Genomic DNA, 23,556 nt, shown 5'->3' with positions numbered 1-23,556 from the left:
GTATTGCAGGCCCCGTCTCGCTTCCCTACCTTCTAGAACGCTCATGCACCGCACGGCGATCGAGCTCAACGAATGGTTCTAGCACGACTTCTATACTCGGGCCTCCTGGCCGGGCTTCTACTTGTTGGCCCCGCCTCTGCACAGGAACAGCCTCCAAGCCCCCAGCAGCCGTCCCCGAACGCCGCAACCCTGGACGCCGCCTCCTCAGACACGGCGACCACCACCGCCGCTCCTCTCGGTGCGCAGGATCCCACCCTGCGCGAAGTCGGCGAGACGGCCCGAAGCTTCGGCCTCCGAGCCCTGGGCGCCGTGCTCGTGCTCGTGCTCACGTTCTTCGTGATCAACGGAGTGGCGTTCATCCTGGAGACGCTGGCTGAGCGCAACGCCGAGCGGCGCCTCCTCTACAAACGCCTCGTCCCCATCTTCCGCGTCCTTCTGTGGGGCATCGCCCTCTACGTCGTGCTCCGCGGCATCTTCGACGTCGACGCGCAGGGGCTCTTCGCGGCGGCCGCGGCCATTGGTGTCGCCATCGGCTTTGCGGCGCAGGACCTCCTCAAAAATATCTTCGGCGGCCTCGTCATCCTCTTCGATCAATCGTTCCAGGTAGGCGACAAAATTCTGGTAGGGGGAACCTACGGGGAAGTCACGTCCATCGGCCTCCGCTCCACTCGCATCGTGACCCCGGACGACAACCTCGTGACGGTTCCAAACGCACAGGTGGCCGACGGGCAGGTCTCGAACGCCAATGCGGGAGAGCTGAATTGCCAGGTAGGCACAGACCTCTATCTACCAGGATGGGTGGACGAGGGGCGTGCCAAGGACATCGCCTACCAGTCCGCAGTGAGTTCCCCCTACGTTTACCTCGAAAAACCGGTGGTCGTGCTGGTAAAGGATGAGTACGACGAAGGTCACCTCGTCCACCTGAAGGTAAAGGCATACGTCATCGACACGCGGTACGAGGCGCTGCTGGCAAGCGACATTACCGAGCGGGCACGCCGCGCATACCGGGCGGAAGATCTTCTTCCCCCTATGTCGCACTCACACTTCGGCTCTTCTCCCTCGTCGCCTACCCCTACCGGACCGCCTCCGGCGTCGTAGCACGCCGTCTCCTCTGCTGAGCGTCTCGTCCTTGCCTGCCGGCCTCTCGTCCCTGCGTCATGTCTTGCCCTCCCTCCTCGTCCGCCTCGTCGCCCACCGTCGAAACCGTACTCGACGGTGTCGCCGCGACGCTCCGTACGCATCACGCCACCTACCTCAGTTCGCTCCGGACGGACGGCCTCGTCCCGCTGCAGGCCATGCTCGACCGTGTCCTTGAGGCTCACGACGACGCCCGAACACCACTGCACATGGAAACGCCCCGGCGACGCCCCCTTTGGCAGGCGGTTCGCCAATACCGACGGGAGACGATGACGGCCGTGTGGCGTCCGCTCCGTACCCACCTCGCCGACCTGGACCTCGGCACTCTCCTCCGCGACGAGTGCCGGGCCGTGCGGGAGGGACGTACCTCACTGGCCGCGGACGTGCCGGAGGAAATCTCCCGCCCAGAGCCGGACTCTCTCTATACCCACGATCCGTCGGACGATGGATGGACTCGAACCCGCAAGGCGATCGTGCGGGGATGGCGTCGTGTCCGCCTTCTGTGGGGAAAGACGTCTCCCCAAACCCAGACCGTTCCAATGTCGGCACTGGTGGCGCGCCATGCCGCCCGGACGCTTTCCCAAACGCACGCTGACGCCCTCGACGCCGCCGAGCAACGAATCGTGCAGTGGACGGCCCGGCTCGAACGCGAGGCCGTCGCCTGGACGCATCGACTCCTGGAGATTGAGCGCCTCCTGGACCGCCCCGAGCATCATGCCCCCGACACTGAGGTCACAACGCCCCCTCCAAGTCCCGATCCCACCTCTGGGGTCATGGATGCCGACCGTTCGGCCCTATACGCCGACATTACCGATCGGGCTCAGTCCCTCCACCAGTGCCTCCAAGACGGTCGAGCCCTTCAGCTCGACGACGTAGAGACACAACTCTCGGAGGGCGTCACGCTCTTCCTGGATCGCCTCCGGGACGCTGCCAATCGGGCGGATTCGTTCATGGCGGACCGGCGGTCGTCGCGTGCCCCTCGCGCTTTGAAGCGAAAAAATACGGAACGACGAGATCGTCTCAACCAATGGCCCGACTGGTTCGACGAGGTCATCCATCGGTTCACCTTCCTCGATGCCCTCGCCACGCTCCACGACGACCTGACCGATCAGCACGACACCCTCGTCGCAGACCTCCTCGAAGCCGGCCTCACCCCCGCTCGCTCCGCAGCAGAGACCACCGTGGAGCAACTTCGCACCCTTCGCAACGACATCGATGCGCTGCTCTCCCCTCCAGATCCGGGCAAAGAGTTGGATCTCTTGCAAGCCTTTGACCATCAGGCCGAGACCGGATTTGACGTTCTCGATCGGGAGCTTCTCCATCCCCTTCGCGAGTGCACACCCCGCCGGACCACCCAGGCGGTTGTCGAGTCGCACCGGTCGGCCATCGCCGCCCTGCTCGACGAACAACCGGAAGGCTTCGTCATCCATTCGCTTTCCCCTCCCGATACGACGACCGTCGAGCCAACGGAGGCCTACTCGCTGGCGTGGCAGGAGGGGTGCCGGGCAGTCCTCGACGAGGTTCTCTTCGATGCGTGGCGTTCGGCCCTCGTCCCCGTACTCGACGCGGTCGAGACCACTACGGAGCGCGCCACGGAGGTGCAGGCTGTCGTGCAGTTCCACCTCGGAGCCGCCCTGCAGGAATTGCAGGACCTCCGGGAGGCCCGCCGCCACGACCAGCCGGACGACGCGTACGTCGAGCATGCGCGGGAGCTTGCGCTCGATGGACTCGACCGGGCGATTTCGCTTCTTGAAACCAACGACGCGACCACCGGGCCGGCTGCGGGAACTGTCGTACACGATACGTGGCGGGCCACCACAGACACCTGGACAGACCTACACGATCGGATGCGTGCGGCCGGACAGGCCCGGGCGCACGTGCTCCACCTCCAAGGCCAGTTGGTACGGGGCGCGCGCTGGTTGGCAACAGAAACCACACGACACGTTCGGGCGACCACCACTCAGCTACAACGCGTTCTTCACCGCGCCCAGCGACAGACCCAGCGCCTCGTCCGTCTCGGTCATGCGGCCGTTGGTACGCAGCCGGTGGACGAGGCTGCCCTGCGTCAAACCGTAGATGCTCTCTCGACGGTGGACGCGGTGCTAGCGGATCTTCCGCTCGTGTACCGACGCCTCTTCTCTTTCCGGCCCATCCAAGACCCAACCCTGCTCGTCGCCCGTGCGACCGACCGTGCCGCCGTGGAGCAACACGTAGAGCATTGGAAACGGGGCCTCACGAATGCCCTCGTCCTCACGGGACCGGCGGGCAGCGGCCGCACCAGCCTTCTCAATGTTCTGCGCAAGACCACCTTCCGCACGGCACAGCGCCACACGATCGAGCTCACGGAACGGGTGACGAGTGAGGCCCACTTTGCTGAGGCTGTCGTGCGGGCACTGGGCCTCTCCTTCGATTCAGACTTCACCCTCGAGGCCGTAGCCAACCACCTCCAGTCCCAACCCGTCCCCGACCGTTTGCGCGTGTGCTTCATTGAGCAGTTCGAGCACGTCTTTCATCGCAAGGTGGGTGGTACGGCACTTGGCACCCGCATTCTCGATTTTCTCTCGCAGACGGACACACGAGTGCTCTGGATTGCCACCACCACGGACGCAGCGTGGCAATTCATCGAGGCAAGTGAACCGGCCGCGGCTCGCCTCGTGGCTCGCCACCGCCTCGACCCGCTGGACCGGACGGAACTGGAAGAACTTATCATGACGCGCCACCAGCGTAGCGGGCTCGGCCTCTCCTTCGAGATGCCGGACGAGACAAACTCCCCCATTCTGAGCCGTCGCCTGCGCGCCATCGACGATCAGGACCGCCGCCAAGCCCTCCTGCGAACCGAGTTCTTTGACCGCCTGCACGATGTCTGTGGGCAAAACGTCATGCTCGCCCTTTTCTACTGGTTTCGATCTGTGACGCTGGACGTGGACGCCGCCACTCTCCGTGTGCGCCCCCTGCAGCCTGTATCGTTCGATGTGCTCGACACGCTTCCTCTTCCTCACGCCTTCGCCCTCAAGGCCCTGCTGGAGCACGGCACGCTTACAGTCGAGGAATTGTCCAGCGTGCTCGGCGTCTCGCCCGCCACCGGACGCTCCCTCCTTGAAACGTTGGGCAATGCACTCGTCATTGCTCCCGCCGAGCGGGTGGAGGGCCCGGGTGTCTTTCAGTTTGCCTCGATCGAGTACGAAACCCGATACCGCATCCGCCCTCTCCTCATTCACCCTGTGACCCGGGTTCTCCGTAGCCGAAATATCGTGCACTGACAAGCGATCGCCCCTCCCCTTTTGATTCGAATAACGGCGGCCCGCCTGCCGCATGTCTCTTCTTTCCATCTCGAATGTGAGGGCGTTTGCGAGTCGGCAGTGTGCATAGAACGAGGATAGAGGCTCGTCCCTGAGGCACGGGGCGATTGCCGTGCATTGCCCCCTGGTGTAACAATCTGGAGAGGCCTACCAACAAAGGAGTCCAATCGGGGAAAATCTCGTAAGGAGGCCTGCACACTCTCTTCTCAAAAGAATGGAGGTTGACATGCCGCAGTGTCCCACTGCCTGGCTGTCCGGTCTCCTCGTCCTCGCCGTCCTCGAAATTGCCGCAACGGGGACTCCCGACATCCTGGAAGTAGGCTCCTTTTCGGAGCAGGATCCATCGCAGTCGCGACCGGACGATTGGCAGCCCATCTCCTTCGCAAAGATCGACGCGAAGACGCAGTACGACCTCGTGAAGACCGACCGTGGGACGGTCGTTCGCGCCCGAAGCAACGGGGGGGCCGCAGGCCTTGCCACAGAGCAGCACGTTGACCTCACTGAATATCCGGTGCTGGAGTGGCGCTGGAAGGTAAACAGTATCGTCAAGGACGGCAACGCCCGTACGAAAGACGGCGACGACTATGCGGCCCGTCTCTACGTGACGTTCGATTACAAGGACCTCGGCTTTACGGACCGGGTGAAGCTCACGGCCCTTCGCGCGCTGGGGTACGACCAGCTCCCAACGCGCGCCCTCAACTACGTCTGGGCCAATCGCATCCCCCGCGACACAATGCTTGCGAATGCGTTCACCGACTGGGTGATGATGGTCCCCGTACAGAGCGGCAACGAGCACGCCGGAGAGTGGCAAACCGAGCGCCGCAACGTACTGGAGGACTACCGAGCCGCGTTCGGCGGCGACCCACCGCCGGTCAACGGCGTCGCCATCATGACGGACACCGACAACACGAACGGAAAAGCGACGGCGTATTACGGCGACATTGTGTTTCGATCGACAGAGAACCCCCTCCCAACAGACCCATGAGCCCTACATGGATGCAGGGTTAACGCGATGCTCAAACTTTGGTCGTAACGTTCCGGGCAGTGATGCCTCTAACTCGTGTTGTTCCTGCGCAGTATTCTTTGCCTACCCCACCGCGCACCATCGAATCTCCTCCCGCTCATACCGCCCTCCTGTTCTTCAGCCACCGCCCCGAGCGCGAGTGGCAGAACAAACGGTTCGTGCGGCAGGACCTCGCGAAGCACCGGGAAGTGGCAACGACGTTCTACCAGCACGCGCGGCGCGCCGTGATGAGCAGCGACCTCCCCGTCTTGGAGGCCACTGACGCTCATCAGCGGGGAGAGGATTTCGGTTCTCGTCTCTCGAATGCTGTCGCCGACGCGTTCGAAGAGGGATACGAGCAGGTCATTGTGGTGGGAAGCGACTGCCCTACCCTCCACGAAGTACACTGGACAGCCGTAGCCGAACAACTGGCCACGGGGACACCCGTTCTGGGTCCGACGGCCGACGATGAAGGGACCTATCTGATCGGACTGCGGCGCGAGCACTTCGACCAGGAGTCCTTCGAGACGCTGCCGTGGCAGTCGTCCACCCTGCTTTCGGACCTCACCCAACATTTGACCGAACGTGCAGGCACACCGCCGGCCAGGCTCTCCGCCCGGAACGACGTAAACGGACATCAGGAGCTTCTCTCCCTCCTGCGCGGCTCTACACCGCTGCCCCCCATTCTCGCCGCCCAACTCCGTCGCGTACTGGGCAGAAATGGGCGCGGACGGCATCTCGAAGAAGCCACGGCGGCACGACGGGTATCGTGCCGTCGCTCTCGGGCTCCCCCACGGGACCTGGTCGCTTCTGTGGAGCGATTGTCGCGGACGTGAGGCCTCCTCCGTGTTGCCCTCCGTCCGGCTCCATGAACAATCGGTTCCCCGAACGTTCCCTCTGTCTCACTCCCGTGGGTCCTCGCACGCAATGACGGCCCCGTCTGAGGCCCTCATCCCCGACCGATATGGGATCCGTGCGTGCGTACCGTTCTCCGGGATGCCCAACCCCCGTCCACTATGAAGGATGTACTTCCCGCCCCCCCTTTTCGCGTTTTCTCTCTTCTTGCGTTCTTTTTTCTAAGCGTCGCAACCGGGGGCCTCTCCCCGACCGCCTACGGCCAAGCCGCTCTCGACATCCACGTCGTGAACGTCGAGGCCAACCAGGCCGTCCCCAACGCCACCGTCCACCTCGTGAACGAGGGCATCGGCCTCACGGCCCAAAAACGAACCGATGCGCGGGGTCGCGTCGAGTGGCGAGGGCTCTCCACGTCCGGCAGCTACGCCGTCTTCGTCGAGGAAAGTGACCGCTTCTATGCCGCTCGGGTCTCCGGGCTGGAACTCCGCTCCAACTTTACACGAAGCGTGACCCTGCTGCTCACCCCGATCGCCGAGGTTCGAATGCAGGAGGTGGTGGTCGAGGGCAATCAGGGCATCGCCGAGGTCAACCGTGTGAATGCCGAGGTGTCGTCGAGCCTCTCGGGCCAGTCTCTCGAAGACCTCCCCGTTGAAGGTCGCAACTTCACGCAGTCGCTCTACCGCCTGCCCAACGTGACGCCCGCGACCGGCTTCTTCGCCGAGGCCCCCAACGTGAGCATCAACGGCGCCAACGGCCTCTACACGAACTACCTGATCGACGGGATGGACAATAACGAGCAGTTCCTGGGCGGGCCGCAGTTTGAAGTCCCCACCGGCATGGTGAAGGACGTGACGGTCCTCACCAGCACCTACTCTGCGGAGTACGGGCGCACCGGGAACGGGATTTTCAACGTCACCACGAAGTCCGGAAGCAACGAGTGGACCGGCGAGGGCTTTTACCTCACACGGCCCGGCCCCTCCATCGACGGCAAATTCGGGGAGGAGACGCCCACGCAACGCGACCTCTCGGGCAATTCGGTGAAAAGCGGCTTCCAGCGCCACCAGGCCGGCTTCGCTCTGGGCGGCCCGGTCGTGCAAGACCAAACCTTCTTCTTCGTCAACCTGGAGCACACGACCGACTGGAAAGACAACGTCCTGCGCGTTGGAGACCTGAATGTCGACGAAACGATCCAGGGCCAGAATCAGCTCACCTACCTGTCCGCTCGGCTCGATCACCGCTGGACTGACCAGTGGCGATCGACAGTGCGCCTCAACGCCAACCGCGTGCGCATCGACCGGCAGGGCGGTGGCCTCACCGGCGGCATTCAGTTTGCCAGTGCGGCCAATACGCAGCGGCGGGACGGCATCCATGCGGCGGTGCAGACGACCTACGCGGCCGACGGCCTCGTCTACGAGAGCAACCTGCAGTACAGCTGGTTCAACTGGGACTACGCCAATCCAGCCAATCCGAACACGCCGCAAGTAGTTGTGCAGGATCCGTCGGGCACGAGCATCGCCATTCTGGGCCACCCGGGCTATCAATTCGACAGTGTCGAAAACACGTTGCAGTTCCAACAGAAGCTTACGTACCAGCTCGGCAGCCATACCCTGAAGGCGGGGCTCGATCTTCTCTCGTCCGACCACACCCTTGCGGGGGGAGGAAACCCGAACGGAAATTACACCGTGCGGCTTACGAACGATGCGGCCGTCAGCGCCTTTCAGAGCCTCAACGGCTTCGGGCCCAACCTCATGCCGACCGATCTCCGGCCCATTGAGGACCAGTTCAGTGTAGAAAACTACGCGGTGGAGCTCCGACCCTCGACGTTTGGTCGGCGGCAGGACTTGGTCGGGCTCTATGTGGAAGACCAGTTCTCGCCGCTTTCCGACCTCACGGTGACGGCGGGCCTCCGCTACGATTACGACAGCCTCTCGAAGGGAGGTGGAGGCAGCGACGAAGCCGATTATAACAACCTCGCCCCGCGCCTGAGCCTCAACTATGCGATTGACGAGCGCACGACGCTGCGCGGCGGCTACGGCATCTTCTACGACAAGATTGTGTACTCGGTTGTCAGCGATGCCCTGGAGCGCAATTCCGACGCTCTCGCCTTTCGACAAGAGGTTCGGGCCCTCGTGAACGACGGCGTTCTGCCGGGCGATACGGACGTGGGAGAGGTCACCTTCAACGGCACACAGACGGCCCAGCGCGATACGACGGAATACCTGCGGCAGCCCTCCGACGTACGCCCAACCAGTGGGAGTCGCCGAATTCTCAACCCAAACGGCTACGAGAACCCGCAGACGCATCAGTTCTCCGTGGGCGTGCAGCGACAGTTCGGCGGGGAATGGCTCGCCTACGTGGACCTCATTCACACGCGCTCCTACGATCTCTTCCGCATTCGAGAGCTCAATGCCCCGACGCCCTATGACATCTCTGCGGAGGAACTGGCGGCGGCCCGTCAGGATCCGGATCGCAATCCGGCGGACCTCGTGCGAACGCCCGCGGAGGCCGACGCGACGCGCCCGATTCCGGGAGGTCGAAGCATTACCATGACGGAAACGAAAGGCGAAGCCCGCTACTGGGCAGCCAATCTCAACCTCGTAAAGGACCGAGGCGACGACTGGTACTCCGGCCGTCTCAGCTACACACTCTCCCGCCTCCGCAACAACACCGACGACATTAACTTTCAGGCCGAAACCGCCAATCAGTACGAGGACGAATGGGGCCCCTCCGTAAACGACCGGCGACACGTGATTACCGCCAATGGGACGGTGTACCCATACGACCGGCTGCGGGTCACGCTTGCGAGCCTGCTCCAAAGCGGCCAGCCCATCAACTGGGTGCCGGACGCCGACGTCTTCGGTACGCGCGACCTGAACGGGGACGGGCGCGAGTACGGCGCGGCCTACGTGGGCAACAGCGACCGTTGGCCGGGGGCCTCGCGCAACAGTGGACGCCTGCCGTGGTCGTATCGGTTCGATCTTAGCCTGCAATACGTGTGGCCGACGCGCGGCGGTCGGGTCGTGGCTCGGGCCGACGTGTTCAACGTGCTCAACACGAAAAACCTGAGCGGCTACGCCAATAACGCCACGCAGAGCAACCAGATTCAGGTGGGCCCGCCCGGCTCAAACATTCGAGAAAAGAACGCTGGACCGCCGCGGCAATTTCAGTTCGGGCTGCGGTACGAATTCTAAGTGTGAAGGGATGGACGTGTGCATGTGTGGGGGGGATTGCTCTACCTTCATCCCTAGATCCTTTCCCACTTACATACTAAGACATGAGTGCAGTTGCCGCCATTCTGGGGAGTGCCTTTTCCGACTCACTCCCAGACGAGCTCGACCTGAAGCCCGAACAAATTGAGACCGACTGGGGCTCGCAGACGCTGTACCGGGTACTAGATACGGAGCGGCCTGCGTACGTGCTCTTCCGCCACGAGGTGCCGCATCGCCTTCTTCCCAATCAGATCAACTACCGAGCACAGGCGGCGGCCCTCCATGCCGTAGACTGCAAGGCGCTGCTCGTCACCAGCTCGGTGGGCGTACTGGATGCCGACGTCCCCCTCTACCGCCCGCTGCTGGTCGAGGATCTCCTCATGCCCGAGAACCGCCTCCCGGACGGCAGCGCCTGCACCATGTTCACCGAACCGTCGGATGACCACGGCCACCTCGTCATCAACGACAGCCTATTCGCAACCGACCTCACCGAACAGGTGCGCGATTGGGCTGCCCAGGTGCGCGCGTCGGTGGCCAACGACGTCGTGTTCGCGTACGTGCAGGGACCGCGCTCCAAGACGGCAGCCGAAAATCGCATGTTGCCGCCGCTCGGCGCACAGGTCAACTCCATGACCCTAGGGCCAGAGGTCGTGCTGGCAAATGAACTGGAGATTCCTTGTGCGGGACTCGTGGTGGGGCACAAGTACTCGATTCCGGATCGGGCCCCGCCCGAGCAAGACGCCTTGTCAACAACCCTCGACCGATCCCGCGAGGAGCAAGAGCGCATCGTAACGGCGTTTCTGCAGGAGGGAGAGCCCGTCGAGTTTCCGAACACGATCTACCGGTTCGGGGATGATGAGTGATTCGTGATGCGTGAGCGTTGCGGATTCCGTATTGCGTAGTTCGTGGTGCGTGAGCCGGTTGTGGTTTTCTTCGTCCAGATCCACTTTTTCTTGTCTGCCCGTGACTGACGACGACGTACTGCCCTACCTTCAGGCGCACCTGCCGGACTTTACGCCGACAGGAGATCCGGCGCAACTGCCGGACGGCAACCTCAACATCGTCTGGCGCGTGCCGGGAACCGATCGGCCCGTGATCGTGAAATACGCCCCCCCCTACATCGCCGCAGATCCAGATACTCCGCTCGATCCGTCTCGGCTCGACATCGAGGCCCGGTGCTTGAACGCGTTGGACAGCGGCCAACTTGCCACTCTCACGTCTGCCCACGTGCGTACACCCCGCCTCCTCGCCGCCACGCAGGACCCGCACGTGATCCTCATGGAGGACCTCGGAGACCTCCCCACGCTGGACCGCTGGCTTCGAGGCAGTGACGCGTGTTCAGTGGAAGCGACGGCCCCGATTCTTGGACAGCACCTCGGCACCTTCATTGGCCGCCTCCATGCCACAACGCACAATTGCCCCGAATATGCGGAGACCTTCGATAACCGCCCCATGCAAGAGACACGCCTCGCGGTACAGTACCGGGGCGTTGCGGAAATGCTAAAAATGGGCGGCGTGGACGATGCGGAGGCTCTTGGTGCACGAGCAGAGGCCCTGGGCGACGCCTTGCTGGAGACCGGAGAGTGCCTCACGATGGGCGACCTGTGGCCCTCGTCCGTCCTCGTACAGGAAAAAGGACTGCGTCTGATTGACTGGGAGCTGGCCCACTACGGCCGCCCCCTGCAGGACGTAGCGCACTTGCGCGCGCACCTCTGGATGCAGGCCCATCAGGCCCCCTCCGCGGCCGTCGCCGACGCCATGGCGTCCCTGTGGGATGCTTTTCTCACAGCGTACCGCGATGCACTCGGGGAGGCGGACTCGACGCTTTGGACGGACCAGGAAAAGCGAGATGCCGCCGTTCACTTTGGTGCCGAAATTCTGGTGCGGGCCGTAGGGCCGTTTCAGGACGGCTACGTTTACGCTGGTCTCCCCCCGGGCCACCCAGCGGTGCAGGAGGCCCTTTCCAAAGCGGCGCGCACGCTTCGCTCACCGAATGCTTTCGAACTCCGCATAGACTCTCTCCCGACAGGGAATCATTGATCCGGCTGGAATCGCTCCCGATACGTCTCTCGAAAACTGCTCGGCGTCTCGTCCTTCACGTCCTGAAATTGCCGGTTAAAGTTCGAGAGGTTGTTGTACCCGACCGCTCCCGCAATTTCCGAAATCAGTCGCTGATCCTTGATGAGCAGGGCGCAGGCGCGGCCGATCCGGAGCTTCTTAATGTACTCGGTGACCGTGACGCCCAGGGTCCGCTTGAACATGCGCGAGAACGCCGACCGGCTGAGGCAGGCAATCTCCGCAAGCCGGGCGATTGGAATCTCCTCCGTGTAGTGCTCATGGATGTGATCGAGCACATGCCGCACCCGCTCCTGATCGGGGTGATGCATCTCCTCCGTCGGCGCGACCGAGGCCAGCGGCTCGGGGTTCGCGGCCTGGGTAAGCTGTACGAGAATGGAAAGGAAGACCGGAAGGCGCTCCATCCGATCAAGCTCCGGAAGCGACGTCGCCCGCGGCCGGATCTCGGCTGCGGTGTCCTCTCCAAAGGAAAGCCCTCGCCCAGCCGAGCGAAGGAGGCGGGCCACTGGTCTGAGTTCAGGAAACGACTGGCTCATCGTGGACACCCACTCGCGCGAAAACCACATCACGATGGCCACGTGGGGCTCCGTGGGATCGTCCTGCTCCTGCGACTCCCACGTGTGCGGAAGGTTGGGGCCGACGAGCACCAGATCGCCATCCTTGTAGTCCCCAATGTGATCCCCGATAAACCGCTGCCCCCGACTGTTCATCGTGAGCGTCAGCTCAAACTCCGGGTGATAATGCCACTCGAAGGGAATGCCCTCAGGAAGCTTCCGATTGAGCAGCGCCCAGGACGACTCCTGAGGAACGGTGACATTCTCAAAAAGGGGTTTCATGGTCCCAGTGTGGCCATTTCACCTTTTGAAACAGCAGAATAGTATTATCAATGAGCATAATACGCAAATTCTGGCGGTCGGCGGAATGTTATGTTGGGAGCACGTTGATCCCCTCGAATCACCAACAGAGGCCTGAGACCATGAAAAATACCGCCGCAACCGCTGAGCAAGAGGAGAATAACGCAACCCCCGACCACGAGGGCAATCAGTCCGAGGTCCTCGACACGCAACTGAGGGACATCGAGAAAACCCTTCCACGCCGCGTGCTCTCGGCGGAAGATTGGAAGCAGTGGACGAACTGGGGCTACGTGGTCATCCCCAATGCCATTCCGGCCGCCCACGTCGAACGGCTGAAGGCCCTTCTCTGGGAGTTTCAGGACATGGACCCGGACGATCCCTCGACGTGGAATATCGGGGACCGCAGAGCGCACGAGATGGAAGAGCTCTCCGGAAACGGAATGGTCGAGATCTACAATCACCAGTATCTCTGGGACACCCGACAGACGCCCCGCATTTACAACGCCTTCGTCGACATCTGGGACCGGGAAGAGCTCTGGGTGTCGATCGACCGGGCCAACCTCAACACGCCAGACCCGGAAGCCGACCCATCCGACGGCTTTATCCACTGGGACGTCGACACGTCAGATGATCCGCTCCCCATCAACGTCCAGGGCGTCCTTGCACTCACCGACGCCGGTCCCGAGGTCGGCGGCTTTCAGTGCGTGCCGGAGATCTTCCACAACCTCGACGACTGGATCGACTCACAACCGGAGAACCGGGATCCGTTCCACCCGGACCTGGGCGACTTAGAGCCCACGCATGTGCCAATGGAAGCGGGCGACCTCGTGATCTTCAACTCGCTCCTCCCCCACGGCATCCGACCCAACACCTCCGACGAGAAGATCCGCATGGCGCAGTACGTATCGATGTACCCCGCGGCCGAAGGGAATGAAGAGGCCCGTGAGCGTCGGATTCACTCGTGGAAAAACCAGGAGCACCCGAAGGGCGTCGCGTTTCCCGGAGACCCGCGCGAATGGGAAAAGAAACATTATGATCGCGCGGAGCTGACCGATCTGGGGGAGCGCTTGCTGGGCCGCCGCTCCTGGGATGAATGAAATCAAATGAACAGGGTCGCTCGCGTAGTGCCGTTGGACTCCAACGGCGCTACGTGGACATCCCTCTCGACTCTCAGACACTCCCGCAGATCCACAGTCCGACCACGCAACCTGGAATTCAGTCGGAGTACCTGGCGTCTGCCCGTGCTACCGCAGTCCCAGATCGGGCACCGGCACCGGTTCGCCCGTCGCCACGCTGACCCACACGAGCACAGCCGTACCCGTCGCCACCACTGTCCCGGACGACTCGAGCATTGCCTTGTAGGCAGTCTTCATGCTCGAACGCCCCGGCGGAGTCGCGTACACCTCAATGATGAGCGTGGCCGGATGGGTCAGGGGCTGCTTGAAATCGCAGGTCGCATTGGCAAGCACCGGCCCCGACTCCGTAAAGAGCGGCCCGTCGAGCACCGTCCCGAGCCAGTTCACCCGCGCCTCCTCGAAGTAGGTAAAGAAGCAACTGTTGTTGACGTGTCCCGCTGCGTCGAGATCCCCCCAGCGCACAGGGACGGTGGCAGTGTGAACGTGCTGGGCGGCGTCGGGAAGGTCATCCGGTTTTGCTGACATGGGTGCCGATGTGAGTGCGTGGGGAGGTGGGCGGGTCAATTCTTCACGTTTCTCATTCCAAATTCCGCACTCCGAACTTCGCAGTTCGTACGGGTGGTGCTATTGAATTGGCGTGGAACCATTCTCCAAACGTGAGAAGTGAGCTCCATCGTCGCTCCTGGACATCTAGATGTCCAAACTTGATTTGGAGCCCATTCAGCCGAAAAGTAGAGGTCTCCACAATCAATAGATGGGCTCTGAGTCAAGCTCAGAGCGACGAACGTGTCTTTCTCCGTCGCATAGAGACATTTTCAATAGCACCGTCGTGTTAGTAGAGCGCCATGTCGAACGTGCGGCGATGCTCTTGCGTGACCGGATGCTGCTCCCCGAGAAGCGTAAAGAGCGCGATGCAGGCTTTCCGAGCACCGTCGTCGTCGTAGTCGCGATTGACCCGTACAACGTCGATGAAGTGATCGAGCGCTGCGTCGTAATCATGGTCGGCCAGGGCCTCGATAGCGGCAGCGTACTCGTCGTGTCCGTCCCCGTCCGGAAGCCCGTCGGATTCGTCCGCGAGTTCCAGAAGGCGCGCAAGCGTCTGCACAGCATCGCGCACCTGTCGGAGCGTCGGATCGGCTACATCTGAAGCCTCGGCGAGGGCCTGTGCTCGAGTGGGATCCTTGAACGCCAGCGCCCGCGCCATGAGCACCTGTGCCTCGTTATGATCGGGATTCTCCTCAAGAACAGGCCACAACTGCTGCTCGGCTTCTTCCCGATCCCCGTCGTCGAGCGCCTCCTTGGCCTTCTCAATGCGCGCCTTCTCCTCGCTCGGCATGTTCTCGTCCAGCCACGTGCGAATGGCGTGCTCGGGCTTGGCCCCGGTAAACTCGGCGGCCACCTCACCGTCTACAAACAGCTTCACGGCCGGAATGCCGCGGACGCCGTACGCCTGCGCGGGCTCTTGATTGTCGTCCACGTTCACCTTCACAAGGATCCAGTCGTCCGCCTCTTCCGCCAGCGATTCCAGTACCGGGCTCAGCTGCCGGCACGGCCCACACCAGGGCGCCCAAAAATCGACGAGTACCGGGGTCTCCTCACTCGTCTCAATGACATCCTGCTGAAAGTCGTCTACCTCGTAGGCCATAACGGAAACGGAGAATTGGTGTCGGACGATGAATGTTTGTGTATCTCACGCAGCACTCTGAAAATTGCTTCCCGCTTCAAGAGGAGTTTTGAATCCCGCCGAATACTCCTCTCTCAGAGTGACCGCCCTCCCCCTTCGATCTCCGCCAACATGTTCAGTCTAGACGACGTATGATCATTGTCTAACTTCCACCATATCCTCCTGTCTCTCAATGGAACACCGCGATCACGTTCTTTCCGAAGAGGATGCCACCCGCATCATCAACCACATGAACGAAGAGCACGCGGACGACCTGCTGCTCTTCGCCCAGGTCTACGCTGGAGAAGCGGGCGCAACGGCGGCTCGCATGACGGACATCGACGCAGAGGGCATCACGCTTGACGTCGATATGGCCAACGGGCAAAAGGAGCTCCGGATTGACTTCAACGAGTCGCTCCACACGCCCGAGGATGCCCACCGGGCGCTCGTCGATATGGCCCTGAATGCGCGGGGGTAAGCCTCCAAGCGTCGGTCAACAAACCAATGCACGGTAGCTCTGAGGCTCTTTTCCTCTCGTGCCAGGATGAGCACGGGAGCGTGGGCGAAAGGGAGCACAGATAGGAAGCAAAAATTCGTAGTGCCGCCCCCATGCTCCCACACGCCCTTCTCCCCCTCTCTCGACAACACTCCAAACAAGAATCCAATACCTCGCCCCTGGCGAAATGGATCCCCGGAGTCTCCTCATGGTACATAGACATCCACTGATTTTCGTCCGATCCGACCTCGTTCTATGCTGACCCTCCTTGAGCGCGTTCGCGATTGGTGGCAGGCCCGCCGCACACAGCAGATCACCCCTGAGGCTGTCCGCAAGCGAGTACAGCGCGGAGCCACGTACCTCGACGACTTCGACCCGGGGTGGCATCGACGTGTAGACTCCGAGACGTTGGAGCTCGACGATGGAAAGCACTGCATTCTGGGCCAGCTGCACGGCGAGTTTCGGCTCGGACTGGGTCGCTCTCACCTCATCTCCATGTCCAGTGCGCCGCGTGCCAGCCTCTCCCCCGTCGCCTACGGCTTCAAATGCGTGGAGAATGTACCGGAGGACTGGCAGGCCCTCGACTATGAGCTATTGAACGCGGCCTGGTCGAAAGCGGTACGGACGCGTCAGGAGGCCGACGCTGCTCTCAATGGGAAGGATCGGCTTGCTGCCTCGGGCGACTCCATCCCCGAGCCCGCCGACGTGAACCCGTCGTCTCCAGAGAAGGTCGCGTAACGTTCAGGCCGCGGCCACGTCCGTTTCGGCAGAAGATTCCACGTCCCCTTCCGGGGCCGCGTGTAGGAGAAAGTAGCGCACGCCGTCGGCCAGCGCCTGCCAGCTCGCATCGAGAATGTTGGCCGAAACGCCGACGGTATTCCAGGTTTGCGCGCCGTTACTGTGTTCAATGAGAACACGCACCGTGGCCCCCGTTCCGTCCTGCGGCGTCAAGACACGCACCTTGTAGTCGGTAAGATGTACGTCGTCGAGGTGCGGATAGAAGGACTCCAGCCCCTCCCCCATCGCGTTGGAAAGCGCGTCCACCGGTCCATTCCCCTCCGCCACCGCCAGCGTGCGCTGCGCCTGCACCGTGAGGGCGAGCGAGGCTTCGACCGTCTGATCCCCCTCGTCGTCCTGTCCGCTCCACACGCGCATGCGCTCCAGGTCGAAGAAGTCGGGGACATCGCCTTGAATGGTGCGCAACAGCAGCTCAAAGGAGGCCTCGGCGCCCTGAAACTCGTAGCCGAGGTGCTCTAGCTCTTTAATCCGCTCGACGGCCTGCGCCGCATCGTCCGAGTCGAGATCAAGCCCCATCTCGTCGGCCTTGTAGCGGATGTTGCTCTTGCCCGAAAGGTCGGACACCAGTGCGCGGCGGCGGTTGCCCACCGCTTCGGGCTCTACGTGCTCGTAGGTGCTCGGCTCCTTCATGACGGCGGAGACGTGAATGCCGCCCTTGTGCGTGAAGGCACTGCGCCCCACGTACGGCGCGCCGTCGTTTGGGTCGAGATTCGCGATTTCGTTCGTAAAGCCGGACAGGTCGGCCAGCGTCGTCAGTTGCTCCTCCTCAACGCAGTCGTAGCCCATCTTGAGTTGCAGGTCGGGAATGACGGAGCACAGGTCAGCGTTGCCGCACCGCTCGCCCAGGCCGTTGATGGTCCCCTGCACGTGCCGCGCCCCGCCTCGCACGGCCGCCAGACTATTGGCCACCCCGCACCCGCCGTCGTTGTGGGCGTGAATGCCGAGCCTCGTCTCCACCTCACCGTGCACCGTGGCCGTCACCTCGTGGATGTCGTGCGGGAGCGAGCCGCCGTTGGTGTCGCAGAGCACGAGCGTGTCGGCCCCCGCCTCCGCCGCGGCCCGAAGCGTTTTGAGGGCGTACTCCGGATGGTCGGCGTAGCCGTCAAAGAAGTGCTCGGCGTCGTAGATCACGCGCTTGCCATGCTCACGAAGAAAGGCGACGGACGAGCGGATGAGATCCAGATTTTCTTTCAGCGAAATGCCGAGGGCCTGCTCCACGTGCAGCGTCCACGACTTGCCAAAGATCGATACGACATCGGTCTGCGCCTCAATGAGAGCCTGCAGATTCGGATCGTCGGCGGGCGCGTTGGAGGCGTGGCGGGTGGAGCCAAACGCGCAGATGGCCGCGTGCTCCCACTCAATGCCCTTTGCCTCCTCAAAGAACGCCTGATCCTTCGGATTGGAGCCTGGCCAGCCGCCCTCAATCACGTCAATCCCGAAGGCATCCAGTTTCTGGGCAATGCGCACCTTGTCGTGGGCCGAGAGGGTGACGTGCTCGCCCTGGGTGCCGTCGCGGAGGGTGGTGTCGAAGAGTTCGACTGCGTCCGTCATTGTCTGCTGTGTGCGTATGGGAGTGTGGGCGTATGTGCGCGACGCGGACGGGTCGATTAATGAACGCGACCGCTATCACGTCTCACGATTCACGTCTCACGAGTCGAGCGTCACGTTGCTGATGGCGCCCTGTGCGGCGGAGCCGAAGAGGGTCGCGTATTTTGCCAGCACGCCGGTCTTGTACTGCGGAGCAGGGGGCGACCAGTCGTCCAGCCGCTCCTCTATTTCTTCGTCCGTGAGATCAATCTCCAGTCGCCGCTCCGGAATGTCGATGATGATCGTGTCTCCGTCCTGCACGGCAGCGATGGGCCCACCGGCCGCCGCCTCCGGCGCCACGTGTCCGATTGAAAGGCCCCGCGTCGCCCCGGAGAACCGTCCGTCGGTGATGAGGGCCACGTCCTCGGCGTGTCCCTGCCCGTCCCGCGCGGCCGTCACGCCCAGCATCTCGCGCATGCCCGGCCCCCCTTTCGGCCCTTCGTTTCGGATAAAGATGGCGTCGCCGGACTCGATATTGCCCTTCTGCACGTGGGCCGTCGCCTCTTCTTCGTTTTCAAAGACGCGGGCCGTCCCTTCGAACCGAAGGTCATCGGCCCCGGTAATCTTGAGCACGGCCCCGTCGGGCGCGAGGTTGCCGGTGAGGATGCGGATGGCCCCCTCCTCGTTCTTCGGCTCATCGACGGTGTAGAGGTAGTCAACGTCCAGGTCTGCGATCGCCGGGGGATCGATCCGCTCGATCGCCTCCGCAAGCGTTTCGCCCGTCACGGTGAGGGCATCGCCGTGCAGCAGGTCGGCGTCCAACAGTTCTTTCAGCACGACCGGCACGCCGCCGACCTCGTGGAGATCGTTCATTACGCGCCGCCCCCCGGGCTGAAAATCGCCGATCTTGGGCGTCCGACGGCTGATCTCGTCGAACTCCTCGATGGAGAGATCGACGCCCGCCTCCGCCGCCATCGCGAGAAGGTGGAGCACGCCGTTCGTGGATCCCCCCACGGCCACCTGCAACGCAATCGCGTTCTCGAAAGACTTCTTGCTGAGGAAGTCCGACGGTCGGCGACGCTCTTCCAGGGCTTCTACGACCAGTTCTCCAGATTCGCGCGCCACCTCGTAGCGCGATTCATCCTCCGCCGGCGGACTCGCACTCCCCAGCGGCGCAAAGCCGATTGCCTCACTGATCGACGCCATCGTGTTGGCGGTAAACATGCCGCCGCACGAGCCAGCCCCCGGACAGGCGTGACGCTCCATTTCGTCGAGTTCCTCTTCGGTCATCTGCCCCGAGGCCACCGCCCCCCGCGCCTCAAAAACGTTCTGGATCGTGATGTCCTGCCCCCGGTGCTTGCCCGGCATGATCGAACCGCCATAGAGAAAGACACTCGGCAGGTCGGCCCGAATGGCCGCCATCATCATACCCGGCATGTTTTTGTCGCAGCCGCCGAGGACCACGAGGCCGTCGAGCCGCTCCGCAAACGCGACAAGCTCCACCGAATCAGCAATCACCTCGCGGGAAATGAGCGACCCTTTCATGCCCTCCGTCCCCATCGAGATGCCGTCGCTCACCGTGATGGTCCCAAAGCCGATCGGAGTGCCACCGGCATTCTTGAGACCGGTGCGCGCGGCGTCGGCCACGTCGTCGAGGTGCACGTTGCAGGGCGTCACGTCGGCCGCCGGATTGGCAATGCCAATCAGCGGCTGGTCGAGGTCCTCGTCGGTGTAGCCCATCGCCCGAAACATGGCGCGTGAGGGCGCACACCACATGCCGTCGGTGACCTCCTGGCTCTGGATTTTTTTGGAATGCCCATTCGTCGATGCGTCAGCCATAATGTCGTCAATCTAGGGTGACCGCCGCACGCGGACTACTTCATCACACCGAACGCGGCGAAGGTCGTGTTCTTGTGTAAAATCTCGGCGGTTTGGAATCCGGCCTCTCGGAAAATGTCGATCTGCTCCAGAAGCGGGCGCGGCGTGTCTTCCTGCTCAATGTACCCAAAAACTTCCTCTCGGTACGAGGGCCCGTCGAGGGATTCGAGATAGGTCCCGTATTCGTCCCACATTACGTCGCGAATGGGAGGTGCATCGTGATCCACGAGGTCTGCCACCCAGAGAGCCCCACTGGGACGGAGAGCGTCGTAGAATTTCGCCGCCACCGCTTCCCATTCCGCGTCGGTACGAAGGTGGTGTAGCACCGCTGCGGCTAGAATCACGTCGTAGCGCTCGGATTCCAGGGCGCACTCGCGAATGTCGGCCTGCATGGATTGCACCGTGCCCGACGTGGTCGCGCCCACCCGTTCGACGGCCCGGTTGAGCATCGGCTGGCTCAGGTCCACGAGGTCGACGTGCACCTCCGGTCCGTGCTCCAGAAACTTGAGGGTGTAGTTGCCGGCGCCGCACCCAACGTCGAGCAGGTGCGTAGCCGAGGGACTGGTAGCGGCGGCCGCTCGGGTGGTGCGGTCGAGAACCTCACGGGCATCCACGAAGCTCTGCTGCCCCGTTTCGAGCGACGCGAACCGCTCCACGTCGTTGTCAAACCGCGCCCGAATGTCGTTGACCGAGGATTTCTCCATGTTCAAATCGTCGGAAGGAGAGCGAGGGATTATTGCGTATTCCGTATTTCGTATTTCTGGCACTCGGGGAGGACATCACCGCAAATACGCAATACGAAATCCGCAACACACGTAGAGCAACACTGCTCAGCACTCAGAAAACCCATTCAGGTAGGGCACCGAATTCGCAGTCTGCTCCACCTCGTCCATGTAGCTCTTCATGAGCGCCGTCGTGTCCCACACGCCCTGGAGCAAGGCTTCGCGCTGGGCGTCGCTGACCGTCACGTCCACCGTCTCGTCTCCAACGGTCACGGTTTCGTCCTCTACGTCGAGCGTCAGTTCGAGCGCGGGATCTGCCTCCACCTGCTCCATGATCCACTCGATTGTGTCGTGGTCGGCCGTGGCAGTGGGAATGCCGAGGGCCTGGCAGTTGCCCGCAAAGATCTCCGCAAACGACTCCCCGATGAGGCCGTCGATGCCCCAGCGCATGAGCGCCTGCGGGGCGTGCTCGCGGGAGGAGCCGCACCCGAAGTTCTGGTTCACCACCATAATCTCCCCGTTCGGGTAGTGGTTGATCGCGTGGTCGTTCAGGTTGCCGTCGTCGTCCCGGCGAGCATCATAAAACGCATACTCGCCCATGTTGTCGAAGGTGACCTCCTTCATGAATCGGGCAGGGATGATTTGATCGGTGTCGATGTCGTTGCCCCGCACCGGAACCGCTGAGCCGCTTACGTGAGTGACGACTTTGTCTTTCGCAGTGCTCATATTATGTGTTGCGTGTTGCGTATTGCGTATCTCGTGTGGTGCTACAATCCAGACAGTGCACTCAACCCATGACGTTTGAATCGTGGAAGGAGCAGGTTCCGGACTCAATTCAAAACGATCCGCTTTGGGAAATGCGCGTGTATCGGCTCAGCCTGTTTGCCTCTGATGTCTGTTGGCGGGATGCTAGCTCACTCCAAAAGGAAAAACGCTCCCAAGAGGTTGCTGATCAGTTATACCGGGCCGTTGGCTCGGTCGGGGCAAACATTGCCGAAGGCTATTCACGCGGGACCGGAAAGGATCGCGCACGATTCTACGAGTATGCACTGGGCTCCGCTCGCGAAAGCAGAGACTGGTACTACAAAGGGCGCTTCGTGCTGGGTAAACAAGTCGCGCGCCATCGTCTCAATTTCATGACGGAGATTATTCGTCTTCTCCTCACCATCATTCCCAGGCAGCGAGGCGGTGAAATTCGAGAGCCTGACTCATCGTACGGAGATTCCGACAAACAGATGGAAGAATTACTCGAACACGTTCCGCTTGCGTCGTGAGCGTATTTCGTGTTGCGCATTGCGTATCTTCAAGGGTGCCTCAAACGGACGTTGAGAGCCCCTACGCAATACGAAATACGCAATACGGGTCATAGCACAGTGCTCCGGCTACAGCAATTCTCGTACGTCCGTAACCTCCCCTTCCACCGCCGCGGCCACCACCATCGCCGGGCTCATGAGTACGGTGCGGCCGTCCTTGCTGCCCTGACGCCCGATGAAGTTGCGGTTTGAGGACGATGCGCAGAGCTCGCGGCCCTGAAGCTGATCCTCATTCATGCCAAGGCACATCGAGCATCCGGCCCCGCGCCAGTCAAAGCCCGCGTCGCGAAAGACATCGGCCAGCCCTTCCTCTTCGGCCTGCTGCTTCACGCCCTGCGATCCCGGGACGACCATCGCCCGCACGTCGTCGGCCACCGGTCGCCCGATCGTCTTCAGAATCGACGCTGCTTCCCGAAGATCGGAGATGCGCGCGTTCGTACACGACCCCAGGAATGCCACGTCCACGTTCACGCCCCGCATCGTCCGGCCTGGCGACAGGTCCATATGATCAAGCGCCTTCCGAGCCGTCTCCGCCTGTCCGGACGGGAGATCATCCGGATCGGGAATGGACTCCGAAATGCCGATGGCCTGTCCCGGCGTGATGCCCCACGTCACCATCGGTTCGATGGCCGAGCCGTCGAACGTCACTTTGTCATCGTACGTCGCGTCCTCGTCGGAGCGGAGAGACTGCCAGCAATCGATGGCCTGTTCCCACTCCTCGCCACTGGGGGCGTGCGGGCGGCCCCTCAAGTATTCGAATGTCGTGACATCGGGATTGACGTACCCCGCGCGGGCACCGCCCTCGATGCTCATGTTGCAGATGGACATCCGCCCTTCCATGCCGAGGGCTTCGATGGCCGGGCCACCGTACTCGTAGACGTGGCCGATGCCCCCTTCCACCCCGAGCTCTCCGATAATCTTGAGAATGATGTCTTTGGCATAGACGCCGTCGCCGAGCGTCCCGTTCACCTGGATGCGGCGCACCTTCTGCTTCTCCATTGCCACGCACTGCGTCGCCAGCACGTCGCGAATCTGGCTGGTGCCGATGCCGAAGCCGAGCGAGCCGAAGGCCCCGTGCGTGCTCGTGTGTGAATCGCCGCAGACGATGGTCATGCCGGGCTGGGTGAGGCCCTGCTCCGGCCCCACGACGTGCACGATGCCCTGCGCGCCGGAATCCGGATCGAAGAATGTGATGTCGTACTCCGCCGTGTTCTGCTCTAACTCTTGCAGCATCGTCTCGGCCTGTGCATCCCCAAAGGGACGCGTCAGGTCAGCCGTCGGGATAATGTGATCCGTCGTGGCGTACGTGCGGTCCGGAAACGCCACCGACAGGTCACGCTCCTCAAGCATCCCAAAGGCCTGCGGACTGGTGACCTCGTGGATCAGGTGGAGCCCCACAAACAGTTGCGTTTCGCCGGTGGGCAACTCGCGCACGGTGTGCTGATCCCAGACTTTGTCGTAGAGGGTACCGGTGGACATAGAAGACGACGTATTTGAACGTAGGAAGCTTCAAAAATCAGTATGTTCGGGTGCCGGTAGGGCGTATTTCGTAGTGCGTATTTCATGACGTTTCTTCCCTTCCGCCCTACG

Annotated in this window: 19 protein-coding genes; 11 read left to right on the top strand and 8 right to left on the bottom strand. The window is 62.4% G+C overall.

Features of this window, described 5'->3' with window-relative positions; all coding sequences use genetic code 11:
- Positions 1-72: 72 nt before the first annotated feature.
- The 7 genes from BSZ35_RS14760 (at position 73) to BSZ35_RS14730 (ending at position 11,543) form a co-directional block, all read left to right on the top strand.
- Positions 73-1,098 carry a mechanosensitive ion channel domain-containing protein gene (locus tag BSZ35_RS14760; RefSeq protein WP_105013158.1) on the top strand — a complete coding sequence of 342 codons (1,026 nt, stop codon included), beginning with the start codon at positions 73-75 and terminating at the stop codon, positions 1,096-1,098.
- Between the two features lie 59 nt (positions 1,099-1,157).
- Positions 1,158-4,397 (top strand): hypothetical protein, encoded by a 3,240-nt coding sequence (locus tag BSZ35_RS14755; protein WP_105013157.1) that lies wholly within the window; start codon positions 1,158-1,160, stop codon positions 4,395-4,397.
- A 253-nt stretch (positions 4,398-4,650) separates the two neighbouring features.
- Positions 4,651-5,421 carry a DUF3047 domain-containing protein gene (locus BSZ35_RS14750; RefSeq protein WP_105013156.1) on the top strand — a complete coding sequence of 257 codons (771 nt, stop codon included), beginning with the start codon at positions 4,651-4,653 and terminating at the stop codon, positions 5,419-5,421.
- Positions 5,422-5,519: 98 nt separating this feature from the next.
- Positions 5,520-6,275 (top strand): DUF2064 domain-containing protein, encoded by a 756-nt coding sequence (locus BSZ35_RS14745; protein ID WP_181149360.1) that lies wholly within the window; start codon positions 5,520-5,522, stop codon positions 6,273-6,275.
- Positions 6,276-6,455: 180 nt separating this feature from the next.
- The gene (locus BSZ35_RS14740) at positions 6,456-9,485 is read left to right on the top strand and encodes a TonB-dependent receptor (protein ID WP_105013154.1); all 3,030 of its coding nucleotides are present in this window, start codon (positions 6,456-6,458) and stop codon (positions 9,483-9,485) included.
- 83 nt (positions 9,486-9,568) lie between these two features.
- Positions 9,569-10,366 carry a 5'-methylthioadenosine phosphorylase gene (locus BSZ35_RS14735; protein ID WP_105013153.1) on the top strand — a complete coding sequence of 266 codons (798 nt, stop codon included), beginning with the start codon at positions 9,569-9,571 and terminating at the stop codon, positions 10,364-10,366.
- Between the two features lie 100 nt (positions 10,367-10,466).
- Complete coding sequence (locus BSZ35_RS14730; protein ID WP_258096619.1) at positions 10,467-11,543, top strand: phosphotransferase; 1,077 nt, start codon at positions 10,467-10,469, stop codon at positions 11,541-11,543.
- On the opposite strand, the gene BSZ35_RS14725 is transcribed toward BSZ35_RS14730, so the two are convergent.
- Positions 11,537-12,415, bottom strand: coding sequence for an AraC family transcriptional regulator (locus tag BSZ35_RS14725; protein ID WP_105013151.1), 879 nt, complete (start codon positions 12,413-12,415; stop codon positions 11,537-11,539). The genes BSZ35_RS14730 and BSZ35_RS14725 overlap by 7 nt on opposite strands.
- Positions 12,416-12,555: 140 nt before the next feature.
- On the opposite strand from BSZ35_RS14725, the gene BSZ35_RS14720 reads away from it, so the two are divergent.
- Entirely contained in the window at positions 12,556-13,530 is a 975-nt protein-coding gene (locus BSZ35_RS14720) for a phytanoyl-CoA dioxygenase family protein (protein ID WP_105013150.1), read from the top strand.
- 147 nt (positions 13,531-13,677) lie between these two features.
- Here BSZ35_RS14720 and BSZ35_RS14715 read toward each other — a convergent pair whose 3' ends face one another.
- Positions 13,678-14,094 carry a thioesterase family protein gene (locus BSZ35_RS14715; protein WP_105013149.1) on the bottom strand — a complete coding sequence of 139 codons (417 nt, stop codon included), beginning with the start codon at positions 14,092-14,094 and terminating at the stop codon, positions 13,678-13,680.
- Between the two features lie 307 nt (positions 14,095-14,401).
- A complete protein-coding gene (gene trxA, locus BSZ35_RS14710; RefSeq protein WP_105013148.1) occupies positions 14,402-15,214 on the bottom strand; it encodes a thioredoxin in 813 nt (270 codons plus the stop codon).
- 211 nt (positions 15,215-15,425) lie between these two features.
- On the opposite strand from trxA, the gene BSZ35_RS14705 reads away from it, so the two are divergent.
- The gene (locus tag BSZ35_RS14705; protein WP_105013147.1) at positions 15,426-15,710 is read left to right on the top strand and encodes a DUF2470 domain-containing protein; all 285 of its coding nucleotides are present in this window, start codon (positions 15,426-15,428) and stop codon (positions 15,708-15,710) included.
- Positions 15,711-15,983: 273 nt separating this feature from the next.
- Positions 15,984-16,466 carry a hypothetical protein gene (locus tag BSZ35_RS14700; protein WP_258096609.1) on the top strand — a complete coding sequence of 161 codons (483 nt, stop codon included), beginning with the start codon at positions 15,984-15,986 and terminating at the stop codon, positions 16,464-16,466.
- Between the two features lie 3 nt (positions 16,467-16,469).
- On the opposite strand, the gene cimA is transcribed toward BSZ35_RS14700, so the two are convergent.
- From cimA to BSZ35_RS14680, 4 genes are all read right to left on the bottom strand, one after another.
- Positions 16,470-18,077, bottom strand: a complete 1,608-nt coding sequence (gene cimA, locus BSZ35_RS14695) for a citramalate synthase (RefSeq protein WP_105013146.1) — start codon at positions 18,075-18,077, stop codon at positions 16,470-16,472.
- A gap of 96 nt (positions 18,078-18,173) precedes the next feature.
- Positions 18,174-19,892, bottom strand: a complete 1,719-nt coding sequence (gene ilvD / locus BSZ35_RS14690) for a dihydroxy-acid dehydratase (RefSeq protein WP_105013145.1) — start codon at positions 19,890-19,892, stop codon at positions 18,174-18,176.
- Between the two features lie 35 nt (positions 19,893-19,927).
- A complete protein-coding gene (locus tag BSZ35_RS14685; protein ID WP_105013144.1) occupies positions 19,928-20,635 on the bottom strand; it encodes a class I SAM-dependent methyltransferase in 708 nt (235 codons plus the stop codon).
- Between the two features lie 126 nt (positions 20,636-20,761).
- Entirely contained in the window at positions 20,762-21,379 is a 618-nt protein-coding gene (locus tag BSZ35_RS14680; RefSeq protein WP_105013143.1) for a 3-isopropylmalate dehydratase small subunit, read from the bottom strand.
- 68 nt (positions 21,380-21,447) lie between these two features.
- On the opposite strand from BSZ35_RS14680, the gene BSZ35_RS14675 reads away from it, so the two are divergent.
- A complete protein-coding gene (locus BSZ35_RS14675; protein ID WP_105013142.1) occupies positions 21,448-21,927 on the top strand; it encodes a four helix bundle protein in 480 nt (159 codons plus the stop codon).
- Between the two features lie 108 nt (positions 21,928-22,035).
- Here the strand turns inward: BSZ35_RS14675 and leuC are convergent, their stop codons facing one another.
- On the bottom strand, positions 22,036-23,445 hold the full coding sequence (gene leuC, locus BSZ35_RS14670; protein ID WP_105013141.1) for a 3-isopropylmalate dehydratase large subunit: 1,410 nt from the start codon (positions 23,443-23,445) through the stop codon (positions 22,036-22,038).
- Between the last annotated feature and the right edge of the window lie 111 nt (positions 23,446-23,556).

It is taken from the genome of Salinibacter sp. 10B (genome assembly GCF_002954405.1).
Classification (GTDB): domain Bacteria; phylum Bacteroidota; class Rhodothermia; order Rhodothermales; family Salinibacteraceae; genus Salinibacter.
This window is presented reverse-complemented; position numbering and strand designations above follow the sequence as displayed.